This is a genomic window from Pseudomonadaceae bacterium SI-3 (assembly GCA_004010935.1).
Taxonomy (GTDB): Bacteria; Pseudomonadota; Gammaproteobacteria; order Pseudomonadales; family Pseudomonadaceae; genus Stutzerimonas.
On the sequence record CP026511.1, the window covers coordinates 4705218 to 4727175 of the forward strand.

Annotated in this window: 25 protein-coding genes; 6 read left to right on the forward strand and 19 right to left on the reverse strand. The window is 63.3% G+C overall.

The genetic code is table 11. The annotated features are described in order from the left end of the window. Positions 1–6 precede the first annotated feature (6 nt). From madM to C1896_21835, 10 genes are all read right to left on the reverse strand, one after another. Complete coding sequence (gene madM, locus C1896_21790; protein ID AZZ47335.1) at positions 7–771, reverse strand: malonate transporter subunit MadM; 765 nt, start codon at positions 769–771, stop codon at positions 7–9. Positions 772–774: 3 nt separating this feature from the next. After that, positions 775–1173: a malonate transporter subunit MadL gene (madL, locus tag C1896_21795; GenBank protein ID AZZ47336.1), complete on the reverse strand. Its 399-nt coding sequence runs from the start codon at positions 1171–1173 to the stop codon at positions 775–777. Positions 1174–1302: 129 nt separating this feature from the next. Beyond that, positions 1303–2229 (reverse strand): malonate decarboxylase subunit epsilon, encoded by a 927-nt coding sequence (gene mdcH, locus C1896_21800; protein AZZ47337.1) that lies wholly within the window; start codon positions 2227–2229, stop codon positions 1303–1305. Beyond that, entirely contained in the window at positions 2226–2846 is a 621-nt protein-coding gene (locus tag C1896_21805) for a phosphoribosyl-dephospho-CoA transferase (GenBank protein AZZ47338.1), read from the reverse strand. The genes mdcH and C1896_21805 overlap by 4 nt, the downstream gene beginning before the upstream one ends. A 71-nt stretch (positions 2847–2917) precedes the next feature. Continuing rightward, positions 2918–3703 (reverse strand): biotin-independent malonate decarboxylase subunit gamma, encoded by a 786-nt coding sequence (mdcE, locus tag C1896_21810; GenBank protein AZZ47339.1) that lies wholly within the window; start codon positions 3701–3703, stop codon positions 2918–2920. Beyond that, on the reverse strand, positions 3700–4566 hold the full coding sequence (locus tag C1896_21815) for a biotin-independent malonate decarboxylase subunit beta (GenBank protein ID AZZ47340.1): 867 nt from the start codon (positions 4564–4566) through the stop codon (positions 3700–3702). The genes mdcE and C1896_21815 overlap by 4 nt, the downstream gene beginning before the upstream one ends. Beyond that, positions 4559–4858 carry a malonate decarboxylase acyl carrier protein gene (gene mdcC / locus C1896_21820; GenBank protein AZZ47341.1) on the reverse strand — a complete coding sequence of 100 codons (300 nt, stop codon included), beginning with the start codon at positions 4856–4858 and terminating at the stop codon, positions 4559–4561. The genes C1896_21815 and mdcC overlap by 8 nt, the downstream gene beginning before the upstream one ends. A gap of 2 nt (positions 4859–4860) precedes the next feature. Then, the gene (locus C1896_21825) at positions 4861–5739 is read right to left on the reverse strand and encodes a triphosphoribosyl-dephospho-CoA synthase MdcB (protein AZZ47342.1); all 879 of its coding nucleotides are present in this window, start codon (positions 5737–5739) and stop codon (positions 4861–4863) included. Then, positions 5739–7406 (reverse strand): malonate decarboxylase subunit alpha, encoded by a 1668-nt coding sequence (mdcA, locus tag C1896_21830; GenBank protein AZZ47343.1) that lies wholly within the window; start codon positions 7404–7406, stop codon positions 5739–5741. The genes C1896_21825 and mdcA overlap by 1 nt, the downstream gene beginning before the upstream one ends. 116 nt (positions 7407–7522) lie before the next feature. Beyond that, complete coding sequence (locus C1896_21835) at positions 7523–7960, reverse strand: hypothetical protein (protein ID AZZ47344.1); 438 nt, start codon at positions 7958–7960, stop codon at positions 7523–7525. A 111-nt stretch (positions 7961–8071) separates the two neighbouring features. On the opposite strand from C1896_21835, the gene C1896_21840 reads away from it, so the two are divergent. Further along, the gene (locus C1896_21840; protein AZZ47345.1) at positions 8072–8611 is read left to right on the forward strand and encodes a phosphonate metabolism protein/1,5-bisphosphokinase (PRPP-forming) PhnN; all 540 of its coding nucleotides are present in this window, start codon (positions 8072–8074) and stop codon (positions 8609–8611) included. Between the two features lie 4 nt (positions 8612–8615). On the opposite strand, the gene C1896_21845 is transcribed toward C1896_21840, so the two are convergent. Beyond that, positions 8616–8858, reverse strand: coding sequence for a hypothetical protein (locus C1896_21845; GenBank protein ID AZZ47346.1), 243 nt, complete (start codon positions 8856–8858; stop codon positions 8616–8618). A gap of 79 nt (positions 8859–8937) precedes the next feature. Further along, complete coding sequence (locus tag C1896_21850) at positions 8938–9366, reverse strand: DNA methylase (protein AZZ47347.1); 429 nt, start codon at positions 9364–9366, stop codon at positions 8938–8940. Positions 9367–9747: 381 nt separating this feature from the next. Between C1896_21850 and C1896_21855 the strand changes: the two genes are divergently transcribed. From C1896_21855 to C1896_21865, 3 genes are all read left to right on the forward strand, one after another. Further along, on the forward strand, positions 9748–10701 hold the full coding sequence (locus C1896_21855; protein AZZ47348.1) for a C4-dicarboxylate ABC transporter: 954 nt from the start codon (positions 9748–9750) through the stop codon (positions 10699–10701). A 171-nt stretch (positions 10702–10872) separates the two neighbouring features. Further along, positions 10873–12906, forward strand: a complete 2034-nt coding sequence (locus C1896_21860) for a C4-dicarboxylate ABC transporter (protein AZZ47349.1) — start codon at positions 10873–10875, stop codon at positions 12904–12906. Then, positions 12903–13304 carry a DUF1850 domain-containing protein gene (locus tag C1896_21865; GenBank protein AZZ47350.1) on the forward strand — a complete coding sequence of 134 codons (402 nt, stop codon included), beginning with the start codon at positions 12903–12905 and terminating at the stop codon, positions 13302–13304. Before C1896_21860 ends, C1896_21865 begins: the two co-directional genes overlap by 4 nt. Positions 13305–13472: 168 nt before the next feature. On the opposite strand, the gene C1896_21870 is transcribed toward C1896_21865, so the two are convergent. The 4 genes from C1896_21870 to C1896_21885 form a co-directional block, all read right to left on the reverse strand. Further along, on the reverse strand, positions 13473–14657 hold the full coding sequence (locus C1896_21870; GenBank protein ID AZZ47351.1) for a PepSY domain-containing protein: 1185 nt from the start codon (positions 14655–14657) through the stop codon (positions 13473–13475). Positions 14658–14724: 67 nt separating this feature from the next. Beyond that, the gene (locus C1896_21875) at positions 14725–17202 is read right to left on the reverse strand and encodes a TonB-dependent siderophore receptor (GenBank protein AZZ47352.1); all 2478 of its coding nucleotides are present in this window, start codon (positions 17200–17202) and stop codon (positions 14725–14727) included. Between the two features lie 113 nt (positions 17203–17315). Continuing rightward, entirely contained in the window at positions 17316–18254 is a 939-nt protein-coding gene (locus C1896_21880; protein ID AZZ47353.1) for a hypothetical protein, read from the reverse strand. Further along, positions 18251–18769, reverse strand: a complete 519-nt coding sequence (locus C1896_21885) for an RNA polymerase subunit sigma (protein ID AZZ47354.1) — start codon at positions 18767–18769, stop codon at positions 18251–18253. Before C1896_21885 ends, C1896_21880 begins: the two co-directional genes overlap by 4 nt. Before the next feature lie 106 nt (positions 18770–18875). Here C1896_21885 and C1896_21890 point away from each other — a divergent pair, with 106 nt between their 5' ends. Beyond that, entirely contained in the window at positions 18876–19445 is a 570-nt protein-coding gene (locus tag C1896_21890; protein AZZ47355.1) for a DUF3617 domain-containing protein, read from the forward strand. Positions 19446–19491: 46 nt separating this feature from the next. Here C1896_21890 and C1896_21895 read toward each other — a convergent pair whose 3' ends face one another. After that, positions 19492–19848, reverse strand: coding sequence for an NADH:ubiquinone oxidoreductase (locus C1896_21895; protein ID AZZ47356.1), 357 nt, complete (start codon positions 19846–19848; stop codon positions 19492–19494). 90 nt (positions 19849–19938) lie between these two features. On the opposite strand from C1896_21895, the gene C1896_21900 reads away from it, so the two are divergent. Next, entirely contained in the window at positions 19939–20901 is a 963-nt protein-coding gene (locus C1896_21900) for a cobalamin biosynthesis protein CobW (protein AZZ47357.1), read from the forward strand. Between the two features lie 9 nt (positions 20902–20910). Here C1896_21900 and C1896_21905 read toward each other — a convergent pair whose 3' ends face one another. Then, entirely contained in the window at positions 20911–21285 is a 375-nt protein-coding gene (locus tag C1896_21905) for a DUF3301 domain-containing protein (protein ID AZZ47775.1), read from the reverse strand. 55 nt (positions 21286–21340) lie between these two features. Continuing rightward, complete coding sequence (locus C1896_21910; protein ID AZZ47358.1) at positions 21341–21748, reverse strand: SMI1/KNR4 family protein; 408 nt, start codon at positions 21746–21748, stop codon at positions 21341–21343. Between the last annotated feature and the right edge of the window lie 210 nt (positions 21749–21958).

The window sequence follows — 21958 nt, forward strand, 5'->3', positions numbered from 1 at the left end:
CGTCTATCAGCCCAGCAGTCCGCGCATGATGAAGAACAGCAGCGACGGGCCAAGCAGGCAGCCGAGTGCGGTATAGAACGCCGCGGTGAGGCAACCGTAGGGCACCAGCTTGGCGTCGGTCGCCGCCAGTCCACCGGCGACGCCACTGGACGTGCCGATCAAGCCGCCGAAGATCACCGCCGCGCGCGGGTTGTTCAAACCGATCATCGGTGCGAAGAACGGCGTCGCGATCATCACCAGAATCGCCTTGACCAGGCCCGCCGCGATGGACAGCGCCATCACCTCCGAGCTGGCGCCAATCGCCGCGCCGGTTACCGGGCCGACGATGTACGTCACTGCGCCGGTGCCGATGGTGGTCAGACTGACCGCATCGGTGTAGCCGAACGCCATGGCCACCGAGACGCCCGCAATAAACGACGAGAACACGCCGACGAACAATGCCAGCACGCCCACCATCCCGGCGCGCTTGAGTTCCTCGACGCTGACGCCGAAGCCAGTGGCGACAATTGCGAAGTCCCGCAGCATCGAGCCGCCCAGCAAGCCAATGCCGGAGAACAGCGCGATATCAACCAGGCCTTTCTGTCCGCCGGTCATCACGCCGCCGATGTAGGACAGCAACAGACCGATGAGGATGGCCACCGCCGAGCCGTGCAGACGACCCTTGGTGAGTTTGTCCGACAGCCAGTAGGAGAACCACATGGTGGCGCCGATGATGGCGAAGCCGCTGATCAGACCGTAGCCGGAGACGACCTTGAGTAGAGATTCGTACATGGCTTAGCCCTCGTTGGTCAGTGGTTTGGCTTCATCGGCTTCAAGCTTTTTTCGGCCGATCCGGTCGAGCACCGGTACCAGGGCAAAGGCGATGGCCACCGCGGCGACGCCGGCGAGGATGGCCATCGGGCCACCGCTGAGGGCGCCATACACGTTCTGCTGCGCCGCCATGGCGACCACGATCGGGATGTAGACGGCGCTCCAGAACTTGACGCCCTGCTCCGAATCCATCGTGAACAGGCCACGCGACTTGAGATAGCTGCCAAGCAGAATCAGTAGCACCATGGCGATACCGACGCCGCCGACGTTGGCAGGGACGCCAATCAGTTTGCCCAACAGTTCACCGACGAAGATGCCTGTCAGGGTGCACAAGGCCAGGAAGGCCACACCGAAGATAATCATTGTTATTGTCCTTTTGGGTTGCGCTCAGGCCCGGTGCTACCGGCTCCGATGCGCGTGTGTTGTCGAGGTCGTTGTTTTTATCCATCGAACAGTGGCGAGTACGGCTCGCTCGCTCTGAATGCACGCGATCTATCGGCTCTGGCTGCCCTCCTGACGCAGCAAGGCGTCCAGTGTGTCCAACCGGGCGCCGTCAAAGGCGATCAGCGTACCTTGTTCAAAAACCCGCCGCGCCAGGCCGGTCAGTACCGAGCCGGGGGGCAATTCGATATGCAAACGCACGCCGCGTTCGTAGGCGGTGCGCAGGGTGCCGTGCCAGTCGACGACGCGGCACATGTTGAAAGCCAGGTCGTCTCGCAGACGCTCAGCATCGAATACCGGGCGTGCTGACGAGCCGCTCAGATAGCGAATCCGCGGGGCACGCAGCTCGACGGCAGCAAAGGCTTCGGCAAGCTGCCGCGCCGGCTCCGCCAGAAGCGCGCAATGCGAGGGCACGCTCATCGCCAGGCGCCGCGCGCAGGAAGCACCAAGAGCCCTGGCGCGCACGGCCAACGCAGCCATGGCCGCATCGCTACCGGCAATCACGAGCTGGTTGTCGGCATTGATATTGGCCAGGTACACAGGTTCCTCGGCCTCGGCCAGCAGGCCTTCAACTGCAGTCAGTGACAGGCCGAGGATGGCCGTCATGCCGTAGCCTTGCGGGTAGGCCTGCTGCATCAGCTCACCGCGCAGCGCGACCAGCCGCACGGCGTCCCGATAGTCCAGCGAGCCGGCCACCACGGCTGCGGCGTAGGCGCCGATCGACAGACCTGCGACGTAGTCGGGCGCCTGGCCGCCCCGCATCAATAATCGAGCACCGGCAACACCGGCAATCAGCAGGCACAGCTGCACGGAACGGGTCGAAGCCAGAGCCGCTTCGCTGTCCAGCGTCAGCGCATCTTCGCCAAGCACATCGCTGGCCTGCTGCAGACAGTCCAGTACCTCCGGCTCCTGCGGTAGGCGATGCAACATGCCAGGCTTCTGCGCACCCTGGCCAGGAAAGGCGAACAGGCTGCTCATGCGGCCAGCTCCTCAGGGGCCCACGGATCGCGTACAAGCCGCGCGCCGGTAGCGCACTTGACCAACACTCGGGGCGAGTGACCGGCCCATTCGCGCAAGGCAATCGCACCGGCGGGGGTTTCCAGCTGCATATCGACGCGGCAAGGCGCCTCGTCTAACAAGCGCTGGAGTTCCCGCGCTCTGGGGCGTGAGAGCGCCAGGGGCGTGCGCAGCAAGAGATCGAGGTCGCTGTCGGCATGGGCCGTCGGCAGCCCGGTCGCCAGTTGGTAGCCGACCGAACCCGTGACACCCCAGCACAGACCGAGCACATCGAGCGCTGGCTTCAGCTCAGCCAGCGCACACAGCGCCGGTAGTTCGGTAATGGGCAGCCGCTCGACAAGCTGCTCCGGACGCACGCGCCTCAGCACCGCGCTCGCCACCATCACCGAGGCGTAGCGCTCTTCACGGCGGCTGCCGCGTAGGCCCACCGCAATCTGACCGCTTGCCACCACGGCCCGGCGGACCACGACCGGCTGGCCGGCATCGACCACCTGACGCGCCCAATCGGGCGCATCTGCGGGCAACTGCGCTGGGGTCATGCCCCAGAGCAGGTCATGGGGGCGTGTCATGTCATGCATCTACAGCCTCCTCGTGATTGTTGTTGTCGAGTGCTGAGTTCGTTTGGCGAGTGGCGCCCGCTACGTTTTGCCTACCACTGCTCACGCAGCAGGTCGCGCACACGCGACGAGGCCTCACGGTTCGGCGCGCCGAGACGACCGCGCAGGTCAGTGCTGTTGCCGATGTCTGCGACGGCCTGCTGTAGGCGGTCACGCACCTGCTGCAGATCACCGGCTGACGGCTGCTCGATGCTGTCCACCGAGAGGGTTTCCCAGAGCAAACCGAGGGTCGCGTAGTTGTCGATGTCATAGGCCATCGGCGGCACCGATTCGGCCAGGGCTTCCAGCTCCTCGACGCTGCGCAGGGTGATACGCGCCGCGGCGGCCTTGCCCATGGCATGCACCATCACGCCCGGATCGCGCAGGGCGATGATCCGCTGGGCCTGATAACCGTGGGCCAGAAAGGCTCCGGACATCGCCTTGCCCACCAGCAACGAGACCACCGGATGCCCAGCCAGGCGCGCCCGGGCATAACCGTCCACCGCACCGGCCAGCGCCTGATGGATGCCCAGCGCCTCCTCGCGACGGCCATAGGCCTGGCTCGGCACGTCGACGATGGCGACCACCACGCGCTTGTCCGCCTTGTCGCGGTCCGCCTCGATTACCTCGTCCAGCGCCTGACCCAGCGCCCAGCCTTCCAACAGGCCGACCTCGCCGTTGCGCGCGCGCGGGAAGGGATTCTCGGGATCCGGCACCACGGCGATATAGCGGGCGGTACGGTCAGCGAGGGTGCCATCGACCACCTTTACCGAGGCCGGGTAGCCCGCCAGTGCCTGACCGCCGGCCAAGGCTTGCAACCAGTTCAGTCCACGGCTCATTGGGCATCTCCTTCGTAGAGGGCACGCACGGCGGCAGCATCGAGCTGCGTGCGGGTATCAACGTCGGCCAGGCGCTGCAGAAACCAGGCATGGCGACGGCTACGTGGTTGAACGGGTCTGCCCAGGGCAAACAGCTCGTGCAGCTGCTCGCGAATGGCGTCGGTGTCGTCAGCGACGTAGGCATCCACCAAGCCGCTGGCATAGCGCTGCTCGCCGCCGGTCAGGCTCCAGATGAAGGGGCGGTCGCGGGAGTCGTACTCGTCGAGACCGGCTTCCTGCTCGATCACCTGCGGGCCGTTGAGGCCGACGCGGGCCTCACGGGTGACGACCAGATAACTGCACAGCCCGGCGGCGATGGACATGCCGCCGAAGCAGCCGACGGAGCCGGCGACCACACCGATCACCGGCTGGTATTGGCGCAGCTCGACGATCGCCGCCTGGATTTCGGCGATCGCGGCCAGGCCCAGGTTGGCTTCCTGCAGGCGCACGCCGCCGGTTTCCAGCAAGAGCACGGCGCGGGTCGGGATGCCGTTGCGGTTGTCTTCGGCAGCCAGTTCCAGCGCGCCGGCGATCTTCGCGCCACCGACTTCGCCCATGCTGCCGCCCTGGAAGGCGCCTTCGATGGCGGCGATCACCGCCGGCTGGCCGTCGATGGTGCCCTTGGCGACCACCACGCCATCGTCAGCCTGGGTGACGATGCCCTGCTTCGGCAGCCAGGGTGAAGTGACACGGGCGAACGGATCGAGCAGTTCGCGAAAGCTACCCGCATCCAGCAGTGCGCGGGCACGCTGGCGGGCACCGAGTTCGACGAAGCTGCGCGACTCGAGTAAACGGGCCACGGTATTAGCGGACACATCAGTCATGGCCGACCTCCTCCAGTCCCTGCTCCAGGCGCAGACGCACTACACCGGGCGTGGCCCCAAAATCGTGAATATCGATGTTCAGCGCCGGCAGGTTCTGCTCGCGGAACATCCGCTCGAACAGTTGCTGCCAACGTTGCTCGGCGCCATTGACCGAGGTGACCACCTGGATCGCCAGCTTGCCGGCCTGGCCGGGCTCGAGCAGCACTTCCAGATCGCCCGAGCCGACCACGCCGACCAGGGCCTTGCCGCGGGCGGGCTGCCCGGCGGGGAATTCGAAAGACAGGGTTTCCATGTTCAGTTGCTCCCAGTCGGCGCCGGCGCAAATGGCGCCAGGCGGTCGAGGAATAAGGTGGCGGCGAGCAGGTCGGCGGCGCCGCCTGGCGAGGCACGCAGTGACAACATCTGGCCTTCCAGTGCGCGCAGCTGGCGGCGCCCGGCGAGGCTGGCGCAACCGCCGGCAGCCAGCACGGCGCGAGCGCCCTGCTGCATGCGGGACAGGCCATCGAGGCCCGCGCGGTGCAGCACGCAGGTGTCGCTCAGCTCGGTCATGATCGCCAGCAGCGCATCGAGCCGGGCGTTCTGCTCACCTGCCCCGCCGCGGCGGCTCACCAGCAGTTGTGGCAGGCCCTGTTCGATGACGGCAGGAAAGCCGTGCTGGGCCTGTTCCCGTGCACCGAGCACGCCATAGGTCCGGCAGACCCGCGCGCCATGGCTGTGTGGGTTGTGCGGCGCAGCCGGGTCGCTCAAGCGGGCCAGTGCCGCGGCAGTTGCCGCAACGCCGCGGGCGTCGGGCGCGTCGATTTGCAGCGCCGCCGCCGCGCTGAGCAGCCCCAGCGCCCAGATCGCCCCGCGATGGGTGTTCACGCCGCCAGTGACGCGGAGCATGTCGGCTTCACCGTCCCGCCCCAGCTGGCCGAGGGTTTCGCGCAAGGGCTGGCCGACTTCGCCAAGCTGCTGCGCCGCTTCGGCCATCGCCTTGAACGTAGGCCACAGCGCATGGGCCGAGGCATGCATCAAGCCCAGGTGCAGGTCGTCATGCGCGCCGTTGTCGCGTCGATCGACCAGCCCCGGCTTGGGCGAGAGGTCGGCCTCGTCGATCAGCGCCTGCACCGCCAGGTCTGCCAGGCGCTCAGCCAGCGATGGCTGCGCCTGTCTTGCAATGAGTGCGCTCATCACCAGCTCCTGAACTTGGCAGGCGGGTTGTAGAGGCCGCCGGACCAGTCCACCAGCTCGGCGATGCTCTTCGCCGCCAGCAGCTCGCGAGTAGCGTCGTTGCGGCGGATGCCCAGATCTTCCGGCAGCGCGATCAGCCCTTCACGGCGCATGCGCGCGGTGTCTTTCGGGTTGTGCCGCAGGCCGATGCTGGTGACGCCCGCCACCGCGGCGATCATCGCCTGGCGCTCTTCCAGCGAGCGCGCCTTGTACAGGTAGGCGATGCCTTCTTCGGTGAGCAGGTGAGTGACGTCGTCGCCGTAGATCATGATCGGCGCCAGCGGCATCCCGCTCTTCTTCGCCACCTCGACCGCGTCGAGCTGCTCGACGAAGGTGGGTTTGCCGCCTTCCTGGAAGGTCTCGACCATTTGCACCACGAGCTTCTTGCCGCGCTCGAGCATGGTCACCGGGGCTTCGCCGCCGGGCATGGCCATGTCCAGCCAGGCCGGAGTCGGGTGGCGGCGACCGCGCGGGTCGTGGCCCATGTTCGGCGCGCCGCCGAAACCGGCCAGGCGGCCGCGGGTGACGGTAGAGGAATGCCCATCGCCATCGACCTGCAGGGTGGCGCCGATGAACAGGTCCACCGCGTACTGCCCGGCCAGCTGGCACATCATGCGGTTGGAGCGCATCGAGCCATCGCGCCCGGTGAAGAACACGTCCGGGCGCTGGGCAATGTAGTTCTCCATCCCCAGCTCGGTGCCGAAGCAGTGCACGCTCTCGACCCAGCCGGTCTCGATCGCCGGGATCAGCGTCGGGTGCGGGTTGAGCGTCCAGTTGCGGCAGATCTTGCCTTTCAGGCCGAGGGACTCGCCGTAGGTCGGCAGGATCAGCTCGATGGCGGCGGTGTTGAAACCGATGCCGTGGTTGAGCGACTGCACGTTGTGTTTTTCATAGATGCCGCGGATCGCCATCATCGCCATCAGCACGTGCACCGGCTTGATGTGGCGCGGGTCGCGGGTAAACAGCGGCTCGATGTAGAACGGCTTGTCGGCGACTACTACGAAATCCACCCAGCTCGCCGGGATATCCACGCGTGGCAGCTCGTCGACGATCTCGTTGACCTGGAAGATGACGATGCCGTCGCTGAAGGCGGTCGGCTCGACCAGTGCGGGGGTGTCTTCGGTGCTGGGCCCGGTGAAGATGTTGCCGTGACGGTCGGCCTGGAAGCCGGCGACCAGCGCGACATTGGGAATCAGGTCCACCAACAGGCGCGAATAGAGCTCGATGTAGGTGTGGATGGCGCCGACTTCCAGCAGCCCGTCTTCCAGCAGCTGGCTGATGCGCAAGCTCTGCGGACCGGCAAAGGAGAAGTCGAGCTTGCGCGCGATCTGCCGTTCGAACAGGTCCAGGTGCTCGGCGCGGCTAACGCTCGGCATGATCATGTGCAGGTCGTGCAGCTTGCCGGGGTCGGCCTGGGCCAGGGAGCGGGAGAGGAAGTCCGCCTGCTTCTGGTTATTGCCCTCGAGCACCACCCGATCACCGGGGGCGATCAGCAGTTCCAGGGCCTCGACGATCCGCTCGCTGGGCAGCACCACGCCATCGGCGAGGTTGCGCACCTGATCGAGACGCCGGGCTTTTTCAGCGCGACGACGCGACCACTGCGGCGGTGGGGAGATTGTTGTTGTCATGGCGACTCCACAGTATTTCCGCTTGTGGAGCGCACAGTAGGAAGATGACCGGAGGGTCATCAATCAAGCGCAGAGGCGTTTCGTTACGCTGAGGTTAACGATGGCTCTGGATGGGCTCACAGCCAACCGAGCGCCACGCTGGCGAGCAGCACGTAGCGGCCGCCCTTGGCCAGGGTTACCAACAAGAGGAAGCTCCACAGCGGTTCACGCAGCGTGCCAGCCACTACTGTCAGCGGGTCGCCGATGATGGGTACCCAGCTCAGCAGCAGCGACCAGCGGCCGAAGCGGTGATAACGGCGCTGGGCCCGTTCCAGCTGCTGCGCGCTGACGGGGAACCAGCGTTTGTTGCGCAGGCGTTCGATCGATCGGCCCAACAGCCAGTTGACCAATGAGCCCAGCACATTGCCCAGCGTGGCGACCGCCAGCAGACCTGTCAGCGAATAGCCGCCATGCAGCAACAGCCCGACCAGCACGGCCTCGGATTGAGCGGGTACCAGCGTAGCGGCGGCGAAGGCCGCGCCGAACAGGCCGAGGTAGGCAGTCAGGTCGAACATTATGGAATGGTGGGCTCAGGCATCGCCGATGCGACATAACGAGAAGGCATGATGAAAATCTGGCAGGCTGCAGCCTTGGCGTCACGCATGGCAAGGTAACAGAGGATTTTGATGAAAGGCAGGTTGATCTACCTCATCGGCCCTTCCGGTTCCGGCAAGGACAGCGTGCTCGATGCGGCACGCGAAGCCCTGGCCGAGCGCGGCGTACGTATCGCACGGCGAGTCATCACGCGCTCGGCCGAAGCCGTGGGCGAATCTGCCGAAGCGGTCAGTCATGACGAGTTCGATCGTTTGGAGCGCGACGGTGCCTTTGCCATGAGCTGGCGCGCCAACGAACTCGCATACGGGATACCCATCCAGATCGACCAGTGGCTGGCCGCCGGTGAGGATGTGCTGGTCAACGGTTCGCGTGGCTATCTTGAGCAGGCGCGCCAGCGCTATCCCGACCTGCTGGCGGTGTTGCTCAGCGTACGCCCCGAGGTGCTGCGCCAACGGCTGCTCAAGCGCAACCGCGAAACGCCGGAGCAGATCGAAGCCCGCCTGGCGCGCAATGCGCGTTTCGAGGACTCGCTGGACGAACTCTTTCTACTGGACAACTCAGGCGATCTTCACGAGTCAGTGAGCAAGCTGCTGCGACTCATCGATCGTTAACGCATCAGCGCCCTGGCTGTGGGTGGAAGCCCGGCACCGCGCTGGGCCGGTCGATGCGGCCGGCCGGCATGGTGCACTTGAGGTCGCGAAAAGGTTGGCCATTGAGCAGCTCCCAGCCATGCCCCGGCGAGGTCTGTCGACAGATCACGGTGCCGTCGGCCTTGCTTTGCCACTGGTAATACGGCGCCGGGGCGGCGTACGCCAACAGCGGCAAGAACAGGCTGAACGCAATGAGAACGGCGCGCATGGGTCGGACTTCGATGGAGGGCTGGCGCCACTTTAGCCGGATCGATCCATAGCGCAAGCACAGCTGGTCGCAGCGGCGGCTAGGACCAGACCTTTTGCGCCTCGCGCATGAAAATCTCCACCGTTTTCGGCCCGATCCCTTCGAACTCGCCCAGCCTTTTTTCCAGCTCCTTGCGGTCCTTGCTTTGTTCACGAATGTTGCCGAGCTTGCCGCCGTATTCGTTATTGAGTTTGTCGCTGAGCTTGAGCAGGCGTTCGGCGGTCGATTCGTCATAGCGCACGTAGTGACCCTCCCCCAGCATGTCCACCAGCTCTTGCCAGCTGCAGTTGCCTAGCTTTCTCGGCGTGTCGCGTTTGTGCTTTTCGACGATGACACGATAGGCGTCGGCGGCGATGTCCTGCTGGATGCGCTTGCCGAACAGGAAGCTGGCGATGAACCATTTGAACAGCTCGCCTTCTCCCTGACTGATATCGATCCCGAATTCTTTCGCGCTGATTTCACTGGCCATTGCTGTGTCTCGCTCGCGGTGGATTCCTCTGTTGCGACGCCAACGGCAGATCAGGGTTCGCATCGGCTTTTGCGCGGCGATAGGCAGAATTCCGCCTATCGCCGCTTCACCTATGAGCGAAATATTGCCAACAGGGGCTATGAGGCGGCCCTTACCCGCTGAAACAGAGCCTTCGGCGTTATGGCACAGCTCGTGCTAAGCCTTAACTGCCCGATGCGACGACCAACGACAAGAAAAGCCGCACAGCGCTCCTGCTTCACTCTGTGAAAGCACGTCCGACGCCGTCTCTCCTTTTCTTGTCGTTGCATGCAGCCCTGGCGCTGTAGCTGATCGTCTATCGTCAGTTCTGCAAAACCAATAACAACGAAACGGAGATACACCATGAGATTGACCAAACGCTTCAGCCTGCTCGCTGCCGCAGCGGCCTTCACCGCCAGCACCGCCGCAGTGGCTGCCCCGACCTTCATCAATATCCTCACGGGCGGCACCAGCGGTGTGTACTACCCAATCGGGGTGGGCATCTCCCAGCTGTACAGCAAAGGCATCGACGGCGCGAAAACCTCCGTGCAGGCAACCAAGGCTTCGGTCGAAAACCTCAATCTGCTGCAATCCGGTCGTGGCGAGCTGGGCTTTGCCCTTGGTGATTCTGTCGCTGACGGCTGGAATGGCGTCGAGGAAGCCGGCTTCAAGGCACCCCTGAAGAAACTGCGCGCCATCGGCGGCAGCTACCCGAACTACATCCAGATCGTCGCCAGCAAAGAGTCCGGCATCAAGACGTTGGCCGACCTCAAGGGCAAGTCGATCTCCGTCGGCGCGCCGAAATCCGGCACCGAACTCAACGCCCGCGCCATCCTCAAGGCTGCCGGCCTGAGCTACGAAGACATGGGCAAGGTGGAATACCTTCCGTTTGCCGAATCCGTCGAGCTGATCAAGAACCGCCAGCTGGATGCCACCCTGCAGTCGGCCGGCCTGGGTATGGCCGCCATTCGCGACCTGGCTTCGACCATGCCGCTGAACTACGTGGAAATCCCGCAAGACGTGGTCGACAAGATCGGCAACGACGCCTACCAGGCGGCCAAAATCCCGGCGGGTACCTATGACGGCCAGGAAGCCGACGTGCCGACCGTGGCCATCACCAACATCCTCGTGACCCATTCGGACGTGCCGGATGACATTGCCTACCAGATGACCAAGCTGTTGTTCGAGAACCTCGACCAGCTGGGCAACGCGCATTCCGCCGCCAAGGACATCAAGCTGGAAAACGCCACCAAGGCGCTGCCGATCCCGCTGCATCCGGGCGCCGAGCGTTACTACAAGGAAGCCGGCGTACTCTGATTACGCCCCTGGGCAGCCTGGTGCTGCTCAGCCTGAACCGCGGGCGTCAGTCCTGACGTCTGCGGCTCGCCCAACCCGAATCTGAAGAGGCGCTAGTAAAACCAGCGTGAAATCACGGCAGGTTTTGTTAGCGGCTCTACGCGACCACGCTTTATCGGCTCGAGGCAATTCATGAGCGAACTACAACAAGAGGAAGGCCTGGCAGGTAGCGCAGCCGATTGGCCAAAAGCATTGTTTTATGTGGCCCTGCTGTTCTCCATCTACCAGATCGTCATGGCGGCGTTTCACCCGGTATCGAGCCAGGTACTGCGAGCCGGGCATGTCGGCTTTCTGCTGATGGTCGTTTATCTGTACTTTCCAGCCGCGGGCAATGGTCGCCCCTGGCAGCCGCTGGCCTGGGTATTGGGCCTGGCGGGCATGGGCACGGCGTTCTACCAGTGGTATTTCGAAGCTGACCTGATCCAGCGCTCCGGCGACCTGACGACCATCGACTTCGCCGTCGGCGTCCTGCTGATCGCCCTGGTATTCGAAGCCGCTCGCCGGGTCATGGGCATCGCCTTGCCGATCATCTGCGCCACATTCTTGGCCTACGGCCTGCTAGGCCAGTACCTGCCTGGTGACCTCGCGCACCGTGGCTACGGCATCGATCAGATGGTCAACCAGCTCGCCTTTGGCACCGAAGGGCTCTACGGCACGCCAACCTACGTGTCGGCGACCTATATCTTTCTGTTCATCCTCTTCGGCGCTTTTCTCGAACAGGCCGGGATGATCAAGCTGTTCACCGACTTTGCCATGGGCCTCTTCGGCCACAAGCTGGGTGGGCCGGCCAAGGTGTCGGTGGTGTCCTCCGCGCTGATGGGCACCATCACCGGTTCCGGCGTGGCCAACGTGGTTACCACCGGCCAGTTCACCATTCCGCTGATGAAGCGCTTCGGCTACAAAGCCGCCTTTGCCGGCGGTGTGGAAGCAACGTCTTCCATGGGCAGCCAGATGATGCCGCCGGTGATGGGCGCCGTGGCCTTCATCATGGCCGAAACCATCAACGTGCCCTTTATTGAAGTCGCCAAGGCTGCGCTGATCCCAGCCCTGCTGTACTTCGGCTCGGTGTTCTGGATGGTGCACCTGGAAGCCAAGCGCGCCAACCTCAAAGGCTTGCCGAAAGATGAATGCCCGAGCGCCATGGCCGCGGTCAAGCAGCGCTGGTACCTGCTGATTCCACTGGGTGTGCTGGTTTACCTGCTGTTTTCCGGGCGGACGCCTCTGTTCTCGGGCATGGTCGGCCTGGCGCTGACGGCCATCGTCATCCTTGGTTCGGCGATCATCCTCAAGGTCTCGTCATTCGGCATCCGCGTCGCATTCTGGATCGCCCTGGGCGTGCTCTGTGCCGGGTTCTTCCAGCTCGGCATCGGGGTCATCTTCGGGGTCATCGCGGTACTGGTAGCGATCTGCTGGTTCATCAAGGGCGGGCGCGACACCCTGGTGGTGTGCCTGCATGCACTGGTGGAAGGCGCGCGCCATGCGGTGCCGGTGGGTATCGCCTGTGCGCTGGTTGGCGTGATCATCGGTGTGGTGTCGTTGACCGGTGTGGCCTCGACCTTTGCGGGCTACATCCTCGCGGTTGGTGAGGACAATCTGTTCCTGTCGCTGCTGCTGACCATGGCCACCTGCCTGGTGCTGGGCATGGGCATTCCGACCATCCCCAATTACATCATCACCAGTTCCATCGCCGCACCGGCCCTGCTGGACCTTGGCGTTCCGCTGCTGGTCTCGCACATGTTCGTGTTCTATTTCGGCATCCTGGCTGACCTGACACCGCCTGTCGCGCTGGCCTGCTTTGCAGCAGCGCCGATCGCCAAGGAAACCGGGCTGAAGATCAGCATGTGGGCGGTGCGCATCGCCATTGCCGGCTTCGTGGTGCCGTTCATGGCGGTCTACAACCCGTCGCTGATGATGCAGGGCGACAGCCTGTGGATGACTGCGTACATGGTGCTGAAGGCAAGCTTTGCCATTGGTCTCTGGGGCATCGCCACGATCGGCTACCTGCAGCGGCCGCTGGCCTGGTGGGAGCGGGTGCTGGGCTTCGCCGCCGGTGCGATGCTGATCATGGCCATGCCGATCACCGATGAAATCGGCTTTGGTATCGGCTTCCTGCTGCTGGCTCAGCACATCGTGCGTGCCCGCCGGGCCGGGCCGGTACTGGCGTGATCGGACTCTGTCTGGGCTTGGCCGGGGTGGTGTGGGCGCAGGTGCCCGCAGCCGACTTCACCCTGGCCTGGACCCATACGATCGAGAAGATCCGTTGGGAAGAGGATTACCGCGTGACGCCGGACGGGCTGCTGCTCGGCGAAGCGCGGGTCAAGGGTTCAGGTGCCGGGATGGAAATTCCGGATGACGCCGAACTGCGTGACGGGGCCTGGCACTACCAGCGCCAGATGCCGCCGTTGCAACCCTTGCGAGTGGGGCGAACCCCCGAAGCAGGGGATTACCAATTGTGTTTTAACCAGCGTTGTCACGCCTTGAGCGAATGGCTTGGCCCGCCAAAAGCGGACCAGCCCGCGCTGGAACTCTGGAGCTGCGCCGCGCAGGCGGTGGGCTCCTCCTGATTCTGGGTGACGCTTTGCCGCGTTAGGGGCGCATAGATCGCCCGGCGGATCGGTGGAGCGTGATCCGCCCTACAGCTCTAGCCCTTGCCGCGTTTGGGACGCATAAATCGCCTGGTTGATCGGTGAAGCGTGATCCACCCTACGTTGGCTCAGCGCCCACGGCGATTATCAGATGGCCTGCACCGTCGCTCTGCGCTTGCTTGCTGCGAGCTGTCTGGCGCGCAACTTGCGCCACCAGATCACCACGCCGGTCACCGACAGCACGGCAATTGCCAACCCTAATACCGCGATCAGAATGCGCCCTGGCATACCCAGGATCCGGCCGCCGTGTATGGCGGGCTGCAGCATGTGGAACTGCTGACCCAAGGTGCCCTGCCCCGGTATCTCCTGCCCCAGCAATTGCGTGCCATCGCTGCCATGAAAGAACAGCCAGGCGTTGCCCTGGTTGCTGTCGTGGTCACCAAAGCCAGCGCCATAGAAGTTGTATTCGAAGCTGTAGTAAAGCTCACCAATCGGCTCGCTCAGGCCAAGGTCGGCAGCGTGCTGCATGGCATAGTCATAAGCACGGTGGAAGTCGTACTGGGTGGTGCCCAGCTCCGCCTCTGGCAACCTGCCGCGTGCCTCGTAGACGCTCGGCTCAACTGGCGAAAACAACGACACCACCGGTTTGAACACCTGTTCGGGCAGGTTCATGGCAATGCTGCTGATGGCGACCGGCGTGAGCAGCAACCACAGCCACAGCCCGCTAGCACGATGCACATCGTGGTTGAGCCGCTGCCGCTTGATCTTCCAGGCCGTCCACCACTTGCCGAAAAACGGCCTACCACGTGGAAAGGTCAGCAGCAGGGAGACGAAACAGTCGAGGGTCCAGAAGATCGCGACGACACCCATCAGCCAGATGCCCCAATTGCCGGGCAAGGTCAGGTTGTAGTGAAACTCCAGCATGAAGGGCACGAAATTCTTGCGTGAAAAGCAGCACTCGCCCCAGTAGCGTGTGCCGACAAGCTCGCCGGTCACCGCATCGAGGTATTGCACCAGGGGCTTTATGTCATAGGGCTTGCCGGTTTGCGGATCGTTGCGCGGCACCAGGGCCATTAGCGCGGCATGTCCCGGCTCATCGGGAAACTCCATGTACCAGACCTGCATGCGCGGGTTGGCCTGCTCGACCCGCTCGACCAGCGCTCCAGGTGCCAGCACCGGGCCTTCGCTGGCAGTGTGGTAGAACTCGGGGTTGAGCCACTCGTCCAGCTCGTGGTGGAAAGCCAGCACACTGCCGGTGATGCCCGCCAGAAACAGGAACAGCGCCGTGGCCAGGCCGATATAGCGGTGCAGCAGTACCAGGATCGAACGCATCAAAGTGTCCATCTCGCAGAAAGCACAAAGCCGCCGGCCGATGAAGGCCAGCGGCTAACGACAGGGCTTAGAAGTCGTAGGTCAGGGTCACCATGACGTTGCGGGATTCGCCGTAGTAGCACTGGTTGAGGCTGTTGCAGGCGGCGATGTATTTCTCGTCGGTCAGGTTGTTCAAGTTCAGCTGCGCGCCAAGCCCGTCGAGCCCAACGCGCGACAGGTCATAGCCCAGCATGGCGTCATAGAGCGTGTAGGACGGGATGCGCAGCGTGTTCTCCGCGTCCGCCCAGCTCTTGCCGAAGTAGCGCACGCCGCCACCGATCTGCAGGCCCGCGATTGCGCCCTGCTCGAAGGTGTAGTCAGTCCATAGCGATGCCATGTTGCGCGCCACCGCGTTGGGCGTATTGCCGCGGTTGTTGACCCCGGCGGTGCCGACGTAATCCTTGCTGTACTCGACGTCCATGTAGGTGTAGCTGGCGATGACGTTGAGGTTGTCCAGCGGGTTCACGCGCGCTTCGAGTTCCACGCCACGGGAGGTGATCTCGCCCACAGAGCGGAAGAAGTTCTCGTTGGAGTCCTTGCTGGACAGATTGGACTGTTTCAAATCGAACAGCGAAATCGTGTAGAGATCATCGGTGCCCAGCGGCTGATACTTCAGGCCGACTTCGACCTGCTCGCCTTCGGTCGGGTCAAGCAGGGTGATGTCGTAGGCACCGTTGCTGTAGTTATAAGCACCCGTCGCGTTGGGGTTGAAGGACTCCGAATAGCTGACGTACGGCGACATACCGTTGTCGAACGCATAGAGCACTCCGACTCGCCCGGTGAATTGCTCGAGTTTGGATTGATCGGACTGGTCGCCGTACTGGGATTCGGTCTGATCGAAGGATACGTCCACCCAGTCCTGACGCATGCCCAGGGAGAAACGCCAGTTGTTCAGGCTGATCAGATCCTGCACATAAAGGCCGGTTTGCTGCAGCTCCCGTGCCTCGTCGTACTGGTGATAAAACGCAAGACTGCCTGGGTTGGCCACGCCGGTGTAGGGATTGACGGTGCCCACTCCGGTTGCCGCGTCGTAACTGACCTTGGCCTTGCGCCGTTGGTAATCCAGCCCAGTGACCAGGGTATGGCTGAGCGCACCGGTATCGAACAGGAACTGCAGCTGGTTATCCAGCGTCCAGGCGTGCAATACCTCATCGGCACCCGTGTAGTAGCGCACCAACTCGTCAGTGGTGGCGTAGCCGTATTGGTAGACCTGCCCTGACTCGACGGTGGAATCGAGGTACTGGAAGTTCTGCCGCGCCGACACCGTATCGTTGAAGCGGTGTTCCAGCTGATAGCCGACCATCTGCTGGTCGCGCTCGAACTGCTCGTAGTCCTCGTCGCCCTCGAAGAAGCTGCGCGAGATGCGCTGGCCGTTGTGGGAGGTGACGGTGCCGTCGGCTGGGAGGCCCCCGTGATATCCGCGTTCAGGATCGCGCTGGAGCATTGCCTGCAGCGTGAGCCGGGTGTCTTCGGTGAAGTCGATGCTCAGCGAGGGCATCACGGCGTAACGCTGTTCCTCGATGCCATCGACCTGGTTGTCGGCATCCTTCGCGACACCGACCAGGCGGTAGGCAATGCGCTCGTCTTCCAGCGGCCCGGTGAAGTCGAAAGCCGCTTGCTTGTTGTCCTCGCTGCCGTAGGACAGGCGTATCTGCCGGCTCGTCTGGTATTGCGGCTTCTTGCTGGTCATCGCCACCAGCCCGCCCGGTAGGCTGCGTCCGTAGAGCACCGAGGACGGTCCCTTGAGAATGTCGATACGCTCGATGAAATACGGGTCGACCTGCAGGCTGCTATAGGTGCCGCTATCACCCAGCAGCTTCTGGCCGTCGAGGTAGAGGTTATCCACCGAGCCGTCGGTGATACCACGCATGGCAACGTAGTCGTATCGGGTCGTCGCGCCATAGGGCGTGCTCATCAGACCTGGCGTGTATCGAACCGCCTGCGCGATGGAGCGCGAGCCTTGGTCCTCCATCTGCTGGCGCGTGACCACGGACACGGTCTGGGACGTTTCAGCCAAGGGCATGCTCGTCTTGGTCGCCACGCTGCTGTGCGTCGCCTTGTAGCCGTCCATCTCACCCAGTGCGTTTCCCAGCGCGAAGCCCTCGACCACCATGGGCTTGAGCTCCACGGCTCCGGCTTGCTCGCGAGCCGGCATCAGGGAATAGGTCCCGCGCTCGTCACGGACCGCCTGCAAACCGCTGCCGCGCAGCAAGGCTTGAAAGCCCTCATCCACGCCGTACTGGCCCTGCAAACCGTTGGAGTCGCGGCCGTCCACGAGGCTGCCTTCGACGGACAGCATCACCCCCGCCTCGCCCGCGAAACGGCTCAGTGCGCTGGATAGGGAACCGGCTGGGATGTCATAGCGCCGTGCAGTTTGCTCAGCGGCCGATTGCGCCAGCGCCACAGGAACGGCGGCAATTGCCGTCAGCGGCAAACAGAACAGCGCGGCACGGACGGCCCGAGACAGTGGGTTGGAACGGCGGGGAGGCAAGGCATTGGAGCGCATGATTCTTCCTTTCTGCGAAGGCAAATTCGGGGTCGATGCGGTTATGCCCAGCGAGAGAAGAGAAAAGGGAACCACCCAACGAAACATTTTTTGCTCTGGCTCCAGTAGCGTGGCTATGCCGGCTCCAGGCTTACCCACCAGGGCAACCGGCGATTCACGCGCAGCGACAGCGTGCTGGCAACCACGTCCAGCACTCGGTCGGTATCGGCCAGTGGGTAGGCACCGACGACACGCACGCCGGCAATCCGAGGATCACAACCTAGGTAACCCTGCCGATAGCGCCCCAATTCGGCGACGAACTCATCCAGGCGAAGGTTATCGGCAAGCAGTACCCCGCTCGCCCAGGCCTGCCGACCCGATTGAACCGGACGTTCAGGCTCGATGCGAAGGTCGTTGAAGTCCAGCTGCTGTCCTTGGTGCGCCATGCGCGATCGGCCACTGGCGGGCCGGGCCTCGACAGCGCCATCGAAAACGCTGAGCCGGGTATGCCCGTCGCGCTGCAACACCGAAAACCGCGCAGCAGCTTCGGCCTTCACGCTGCCCTCGGCGGTGCGCAGCAACAAGGGACGCCGTTCGTGGCTCACCTGCACCAACAGCTCGCCCCGGTAAAGCGACAGTTGGCGAACCTGATCATCGAGCGCGACGTCCACGGCGCTGTCGGTGTTCAGCCACAGGTGCGAACCCTCGGGCAATTGCCAATCGCGCACCTCGCCCACCGCCGTGCGTTGATCGGCCGTCCAGCTGCGCCAGGGCATGGCGCCACCCGTCAGGGCCAGAACACCACCACCGAAAACGACGGACAGGGTTTTCAGCGCCTGCCGTCGCGTCGGCTGCCGACGCTGCATCAAGCTGCTCGCCTTGGCGCCAAACGGATCGCGGGAGAGCGGTTCGAAACGCCCACTGATCTGCTCGACGCGCCGCCACGCCCGAGCGTGCTCCGGATCGCTGAGCCAGCGCCGCCAGGCTTGGCGGTCGTCATCGCTAACGGTGCCCGACTGCAGTACAGCAAACCACTGGGCAGCTGCCTGCAGTACCTGGTAATCGAGATTCACGCGTCGTCCTCGATCAGGGTCAGGCAGTGCAGCATGGCCTGCGCCATGTACTTTTTGACCATCCGCTCGGACACGCCCACCTCCAGCGCGATGGCTGCGTAGGTCAGGCCATGCAGCTGCGACAGAAGAAACGCTCGACGCACCTTTTCCGGAAGTCGCGCCAGCATGGCGTCGACCTGCAACAGCGTTTCGACCACCAGCGCCTGGGATTCCGGTGACGGCGCGACCGCTTCCGGCTGCAGCGCGACGGCATCCAGGTACGCCTGCTCGATCTGCCGCCGACGCCAATGGTTGATCAACAGGCCACGGGCGATTATGTGCAGGTAGGCGCGCGGTTCGCGGATCGCATCCAGCCCCTGATCCTTGCTTAGCACCCGTACGAAGGTGTCCTGAGCCAGGTCGGCGGCCCGCTGGCTGCAGCCGAGCTGGCGCCGCAACCAACCGTTCAGCCAGCCCTGATGGTCGACATAGAGCCGATGCACCAGTTGTTGCCGGACCAACCCGTCAGCTGCCATGTTTCGCCGCCTTTCACTCGAAGGACGCTAATGCTAACGCTTCTCATCAACAAAAGACCACGAGGTTTTCTTCTTTGGTGTTTCAATCGCGAGTTGGGGCTTTTGGATGGCTGGACTAGGCTATCGGACATCTGACTGCAGGAGATCCCCCATGATCCGCTTCGCCTGGCTCACCCTAGCTGCACTATCCGCCGCCTCCCTGCCCGCTCAGGCTGAGCAGTTGCTGCCTGGTCTATGGGAGTTCACCAGTGAAAAGCTGGTCGTGGACGGCATGGAAATGCCGGGCATGGCCGAAATGCTGGCGCAGATGAAAGAGCTGCCGCCCGAACAGCGCAAGATGATGGAGAGCATGCTCGCCGAACAAGGCGTTGAGCTGGGTTCCGGTGGCATTCGGCTCTGCCTGAGCGAAGCTCAGGTCGAATCACGCAAGCTGCCCTTCCAGGACGAGCCCGGCTGCACGCAGGAAGTGCTCGAGCAGACCGACAGCCTGTGGCGATTCCGTTTCGAGTGCCCGGATGCGAAGGGCCAGGGCGAGACGAAGATCATCAGCAACCGGGAAGTGGCCAACATGATCGAGACGACGTACGCCGTGGGTGAACAGCAGGGCACCAGCCGGATGCAGTCGCGCGGCCAGTGGCTCGGTGAGGACTGCGGTACGCTGAAGCCTCAGAGCTAGCTTACGCGGACGTTTCACGTGGAACGCAACGCCCAGAGCTAGGTGGTTATTCAGTCACCCATTCGCCGGCGCTGTTCTGCTCGCAGGCGGGCTTCAGAAAACGTGCATCGCTGGCCACGCCGTAATAATGAATGTCCTGGCGATACGGCATGTTGGATACCTGAGCGTTGCGGCAGATACCGAAGGACCCAGCTGGGCATTGCTCGACGAAGGTCACTTCGACCTTCTTGTCTTTGAGAGCAGGCTGGCAAAATCCAGTGCGGAACAGCGTTTCAGGAATGCTTTGATTCTGCTGGCAGACCTTCACTTCAACCCGATCATCCTGGCTGCGAACAATGCAGCCTTCTGCAAACGCCTCGGCGCAAGGCCCCACCATCATTAGCAGCACGTACAGCGAACGCATCACCGGTTCCTCCCGATCGGACGCCGCGACTCTAGCATGCAGGCCTGAAAACCGCTTTCCTCTGTTCAGCAGAATGCGCACCATAGCGCGATGCTCTCCCATATCCCGACACATCTCATCAGCGGCTCACTTGGTGCTGGCAAGACAAGCCTGATACGCGCCCTGCTGGCGCAGCGGCCTTCCAACGAGCGCTGGGCGATCCTGATCAACGAGTTCGGCCAGATCGGGCTCGATGCAGCGCTGCTGAGCACCGCCGACGCAGGCGTGAGCCTGACGGAAGTCGCCGGTGGATGCCTGTGCTGCGTGAACGGCGTGCCATTCCAGGTGGGTCTGGGTCGACTCCTTCGCCAAGCAAAGCCGGACCGCTTGTTCATCGAACCCTCTGGCCTTGGCCATCCTGCCGAGCTGCTCGATCAACTGGCAGGCCCACCGTGGCGAGACGTGTTAGCGCTGCAGCCCAGCGTGGCGGTCATTGATGGGCCGGCGCTGCTGCGTGGCGAAAAGCTCCCGGTGAGCCAGACGCAATCGCTGCAGCGTTGTGGCTTGCTGGTGATAAACAAGAGCGAAGATTTAGGGCAAGCCGAACGACGGGCAGTGCAAGCGCTGCTGCCAGCGATACCGATCTGCTGGACGCAACAGGGCCAGCTGCCGATCACGGAGTTGCCGGGCATCGCTCAGCGCGCTGGGCACGCGGTGACCATGCCTGCGTTGCCCTCCTCTATAGCCACCCTTGGCAGTGTCTGGCTCGACCCGCGGCAACCGCTCTGCCAGAGCCAGGGAAATGCCGAAGGCTGGAGCATCGGCTGGCGTTGGCATCCCAGCCAGCGCTTTGATTTGGAGCGGGTAACAGCATGGCTGGAATCGCTGGACTGGCGCCGTGCCAAGCTGGTTATACAGGGTGCACAGGGCTGGCAATCACTTAACGCACTGGGTGGCCAAAGCCTGGTCTTCAGGCCCAGCGAATGGCGCAAGGATTCTCGCCTCGAGCTGATTTTCGCAGAGCCTCAGGATGAAAAACGTTTGAATGACGCGATGCTCGCCTGTCGTCTATGAGCTGTACGCCTACTCGCCTCGACGGCGCCATTCGTCCATCTGGATGATCTGCCCTGAATCCTGACGCGCGGGAAACGGATGCGCCTCCATTTCGATGGGGCCCTGGCGTCCACCAAACATCACGATGCTGCCCTGATGGCGCTGCTCGCCAGTCACCGTGAACTCGAAACCGTAGACCCGCGCGAAGCGGCGATGACCGCGCGCATCACGAATCAGCGCGAGACGGCGAAAGGCTACGTTCCCATCGAGCAGTTCTACATCCATCTTTTTACAATGCTGCCGCACCGCGATGAGCGCCCTTTCGCGAATGCCGTGGGAGTGCCACAGCCAGGCGCCAGCGGAAAGCAACAGGAGAAAAACGAACAGGTTGCCGAGGGTCATCATGCGTGCGGCAGCCAGCTGCCGGCGCACGGCCGGGGCGTGATGGCCGAGACGTCCATCAACTCTCCAGCCAAACGTCGCGCGCCCAGTGCCAGACCGACTCCCAGCTTTCGTCCGTCATTTCATGCTCGCTGCCATCGAACAGCATGACCTCACCTTCGAGATCGACTACATAAAAGTCCGGCCCGTCCTGGCAGAGAGGTAGCAGATCTCGCTCCACGCCTGCGTCCCAAGCGCTCGCGGCCACTTCGGGCAGATAGGTATGCGATTGCGGATCGACAGCAGTTACCGGTTCCAGACGCCCATAGATCACATCGCTGACGGTGAGCAGATACTCGCGCAGACCAAAGGGTAAGTTGATTAGCAACTCCTCCTCGACCTCGACCAACCGGTCATCGTCCGGCAACTCGAGCGGTACCGGTACCGGCTCGCTTAGCTCACGCAGCTGCTCGATCACTTCCTCCATGACGGTCCCCCTTTGACGGTCTTAAGAATGCGCCGTTTATACAAGCCCTCGCATTGGCTAGCCAGTACCAGTCGCGCTAAAGTATTTGCCGTTTTGAAATAATGGCGCACCGGCAGGTTTCGCAGCTAATCATTAATCCGTCTTGCAGTCTCAGACCATAAGGTAGCAACCGCAATTGGTGCCTGCTCGTCGCCATTAGCCCGTACCGGG

Bases quoted from the DNA above. Each gene is read 5' to 3' on its own strand.
- madM (AZZ47335.1), bottom strand. From the start codon at position 771: ATGTACGAATCTCTACTCAAGGTCGTCTCCGGCTACGGTCTGATCAGC.
- madL (AZZ47336.1), bottom strand. From the start codon at position 1,173: ATGATTATCTTCGGTGTGGCCTTCCTGGCCTTGTGCACCCTGACAGGC.
- mdcH (AZZ47337.1), bottom strand. From the start codon at position 2,229: ATGAGCAGCCTGTTCGCCTTTCCTGGCCAGGGTGCGCAGAAGCCTGGC.
- C1896_21805 (AZZ47338.1), bottom strand. From the start codon at position 2,846: ATGCATGACATGACACGCCCCCATGACCTGCTCTGGGGCATGACCCCA.
- mdcE (AZZ47339.1), bottom strand. From the start codon at position 3,703: ATGAGCCGTGGACTGAACTGGTTGCAAGCCTTGGCCGGCGGTCAGGCA.
- C1896_21815 (AZZ47340.1), bottom strand. From the start codon at position 4,566: ATGACTGATGTGTCCGCTAATACCGTGGCCCGTTTACTCGAGTCGCGC.
- mdcC (AZZ47341.1), bottom strand. From the start codon at position 4,858: ATGGAAACCCTGTCTTTCGAATTCCCCGCCGGGCAGCCCGCCCGCGGC.
- C1896_21825 (AZZ47342.1), bottom strand. From the start codon at position 5,739: ATGAGCGCACTCATTGCAAGACAGGCGCAGCCATCGCTGGCTGAGCGC.
- mdcA (AZZ47343.1), bottom strand. From the start codon at position 7,406: ATGACAACAACAATCTCCCCACCGCCGCAGTGGTCGCGTCGTCGCGCT.
- C1896_21835 (AZZ47344.1), bottom strand. From the start codon at position 7,960: ATGTTCGACCTGACTGCCTACCTCGGCCTGTTCGGCGCGGCCTTCGCC.
- C1896_21840 (AZZ47345.1), top strand. From the start codon at position 8,072: ATGAAAGGCAGGTTGATCTACCTCATCGGCCCTTCCGGTTCCGGCAAG.
- C1896_21845 (AZZ47346.1), bottom strand. From the start codon at position 8,858: ATGCGCGCCGTTCTCATTGCGTTCAGCCTGTTCTTGCCGCTGTTGGCG.
- C1896_21850 (AZZ47347.1), bottom strand. From the start codon at position 9,366: ATGGCCAGTGAAATCAGCGCGAAAGAATTCGGGATCGATATCAGTCAG.
- C1896_21855 (AZZ47348.1), top strand. From the start codon at position 9,748: ATGAGATTGACCAAACGCTTCAGCCTGCTCGCTGCCGCAGCGGCCTTC.
- C1896_21860 (AZZ47349.1), top strand. From the start codon at position 10,873: ATGAGCGAACTACAACAAGAGGAAGGCCTGGCAGGTAGCGCAGCCGAT.
- C1896_21870 (AZZ47351.1), bottom strand. From the start codon at position 14,657: ATGCGTTCGATCCTGGTACTGCTGCACCGCTATATCGGCCTGGCCACG.
- C1896_21875 (AZZ47352.1), bottom strand. From the start codon at position 17,202: ATGCGCTCCAATGCCTTGCCTCCCCGCCGTTCCAACCCACTGTCTCGG.
- C1896_21885 (AZZ47354.1), bottom strand. From the start codon at position 18,769: ATGGCAGCTGACGGGTTGGTCCGGCAACAACTGGTGCATCGGCTCTAT.
- C1896_21890 (AZZ47355.1), top strand. From the start codon at position 18,876: ATGGCTGGACTAGGCTATCGGACATCTGACTGCAGGAGATCCCCCATG.
- C1896_21895 (AZZ47356.1), bottom strand. From the start codon at position 19,848: ATGCGTTCGCTGTACGTGCTGCTAATGATGGTGGGGCCTTGCGCCGAG.
- C1896_21900 (AZZ47357.1), top strand. From the start codon at position 19,939: ATGCTCTCCCATATCCCGACACATCTCATCAGCGGCTCACTTGGTGCT.
- C1896_21905 (AZZ47775.1), bottom strand. From the start codon at position 21,285: ATGATGACCCTCGGCAACCTGTTCGTTTTTCTCCTGTTGCTTTCCGCT.
- C1896_21910 (AZZ47358.1), bottom strand. From the start codon at position 21,748: ATGGAGGAAGTGATCGAGCAGCTGCGTGAGCTAAGCGAGCCGGTACCG.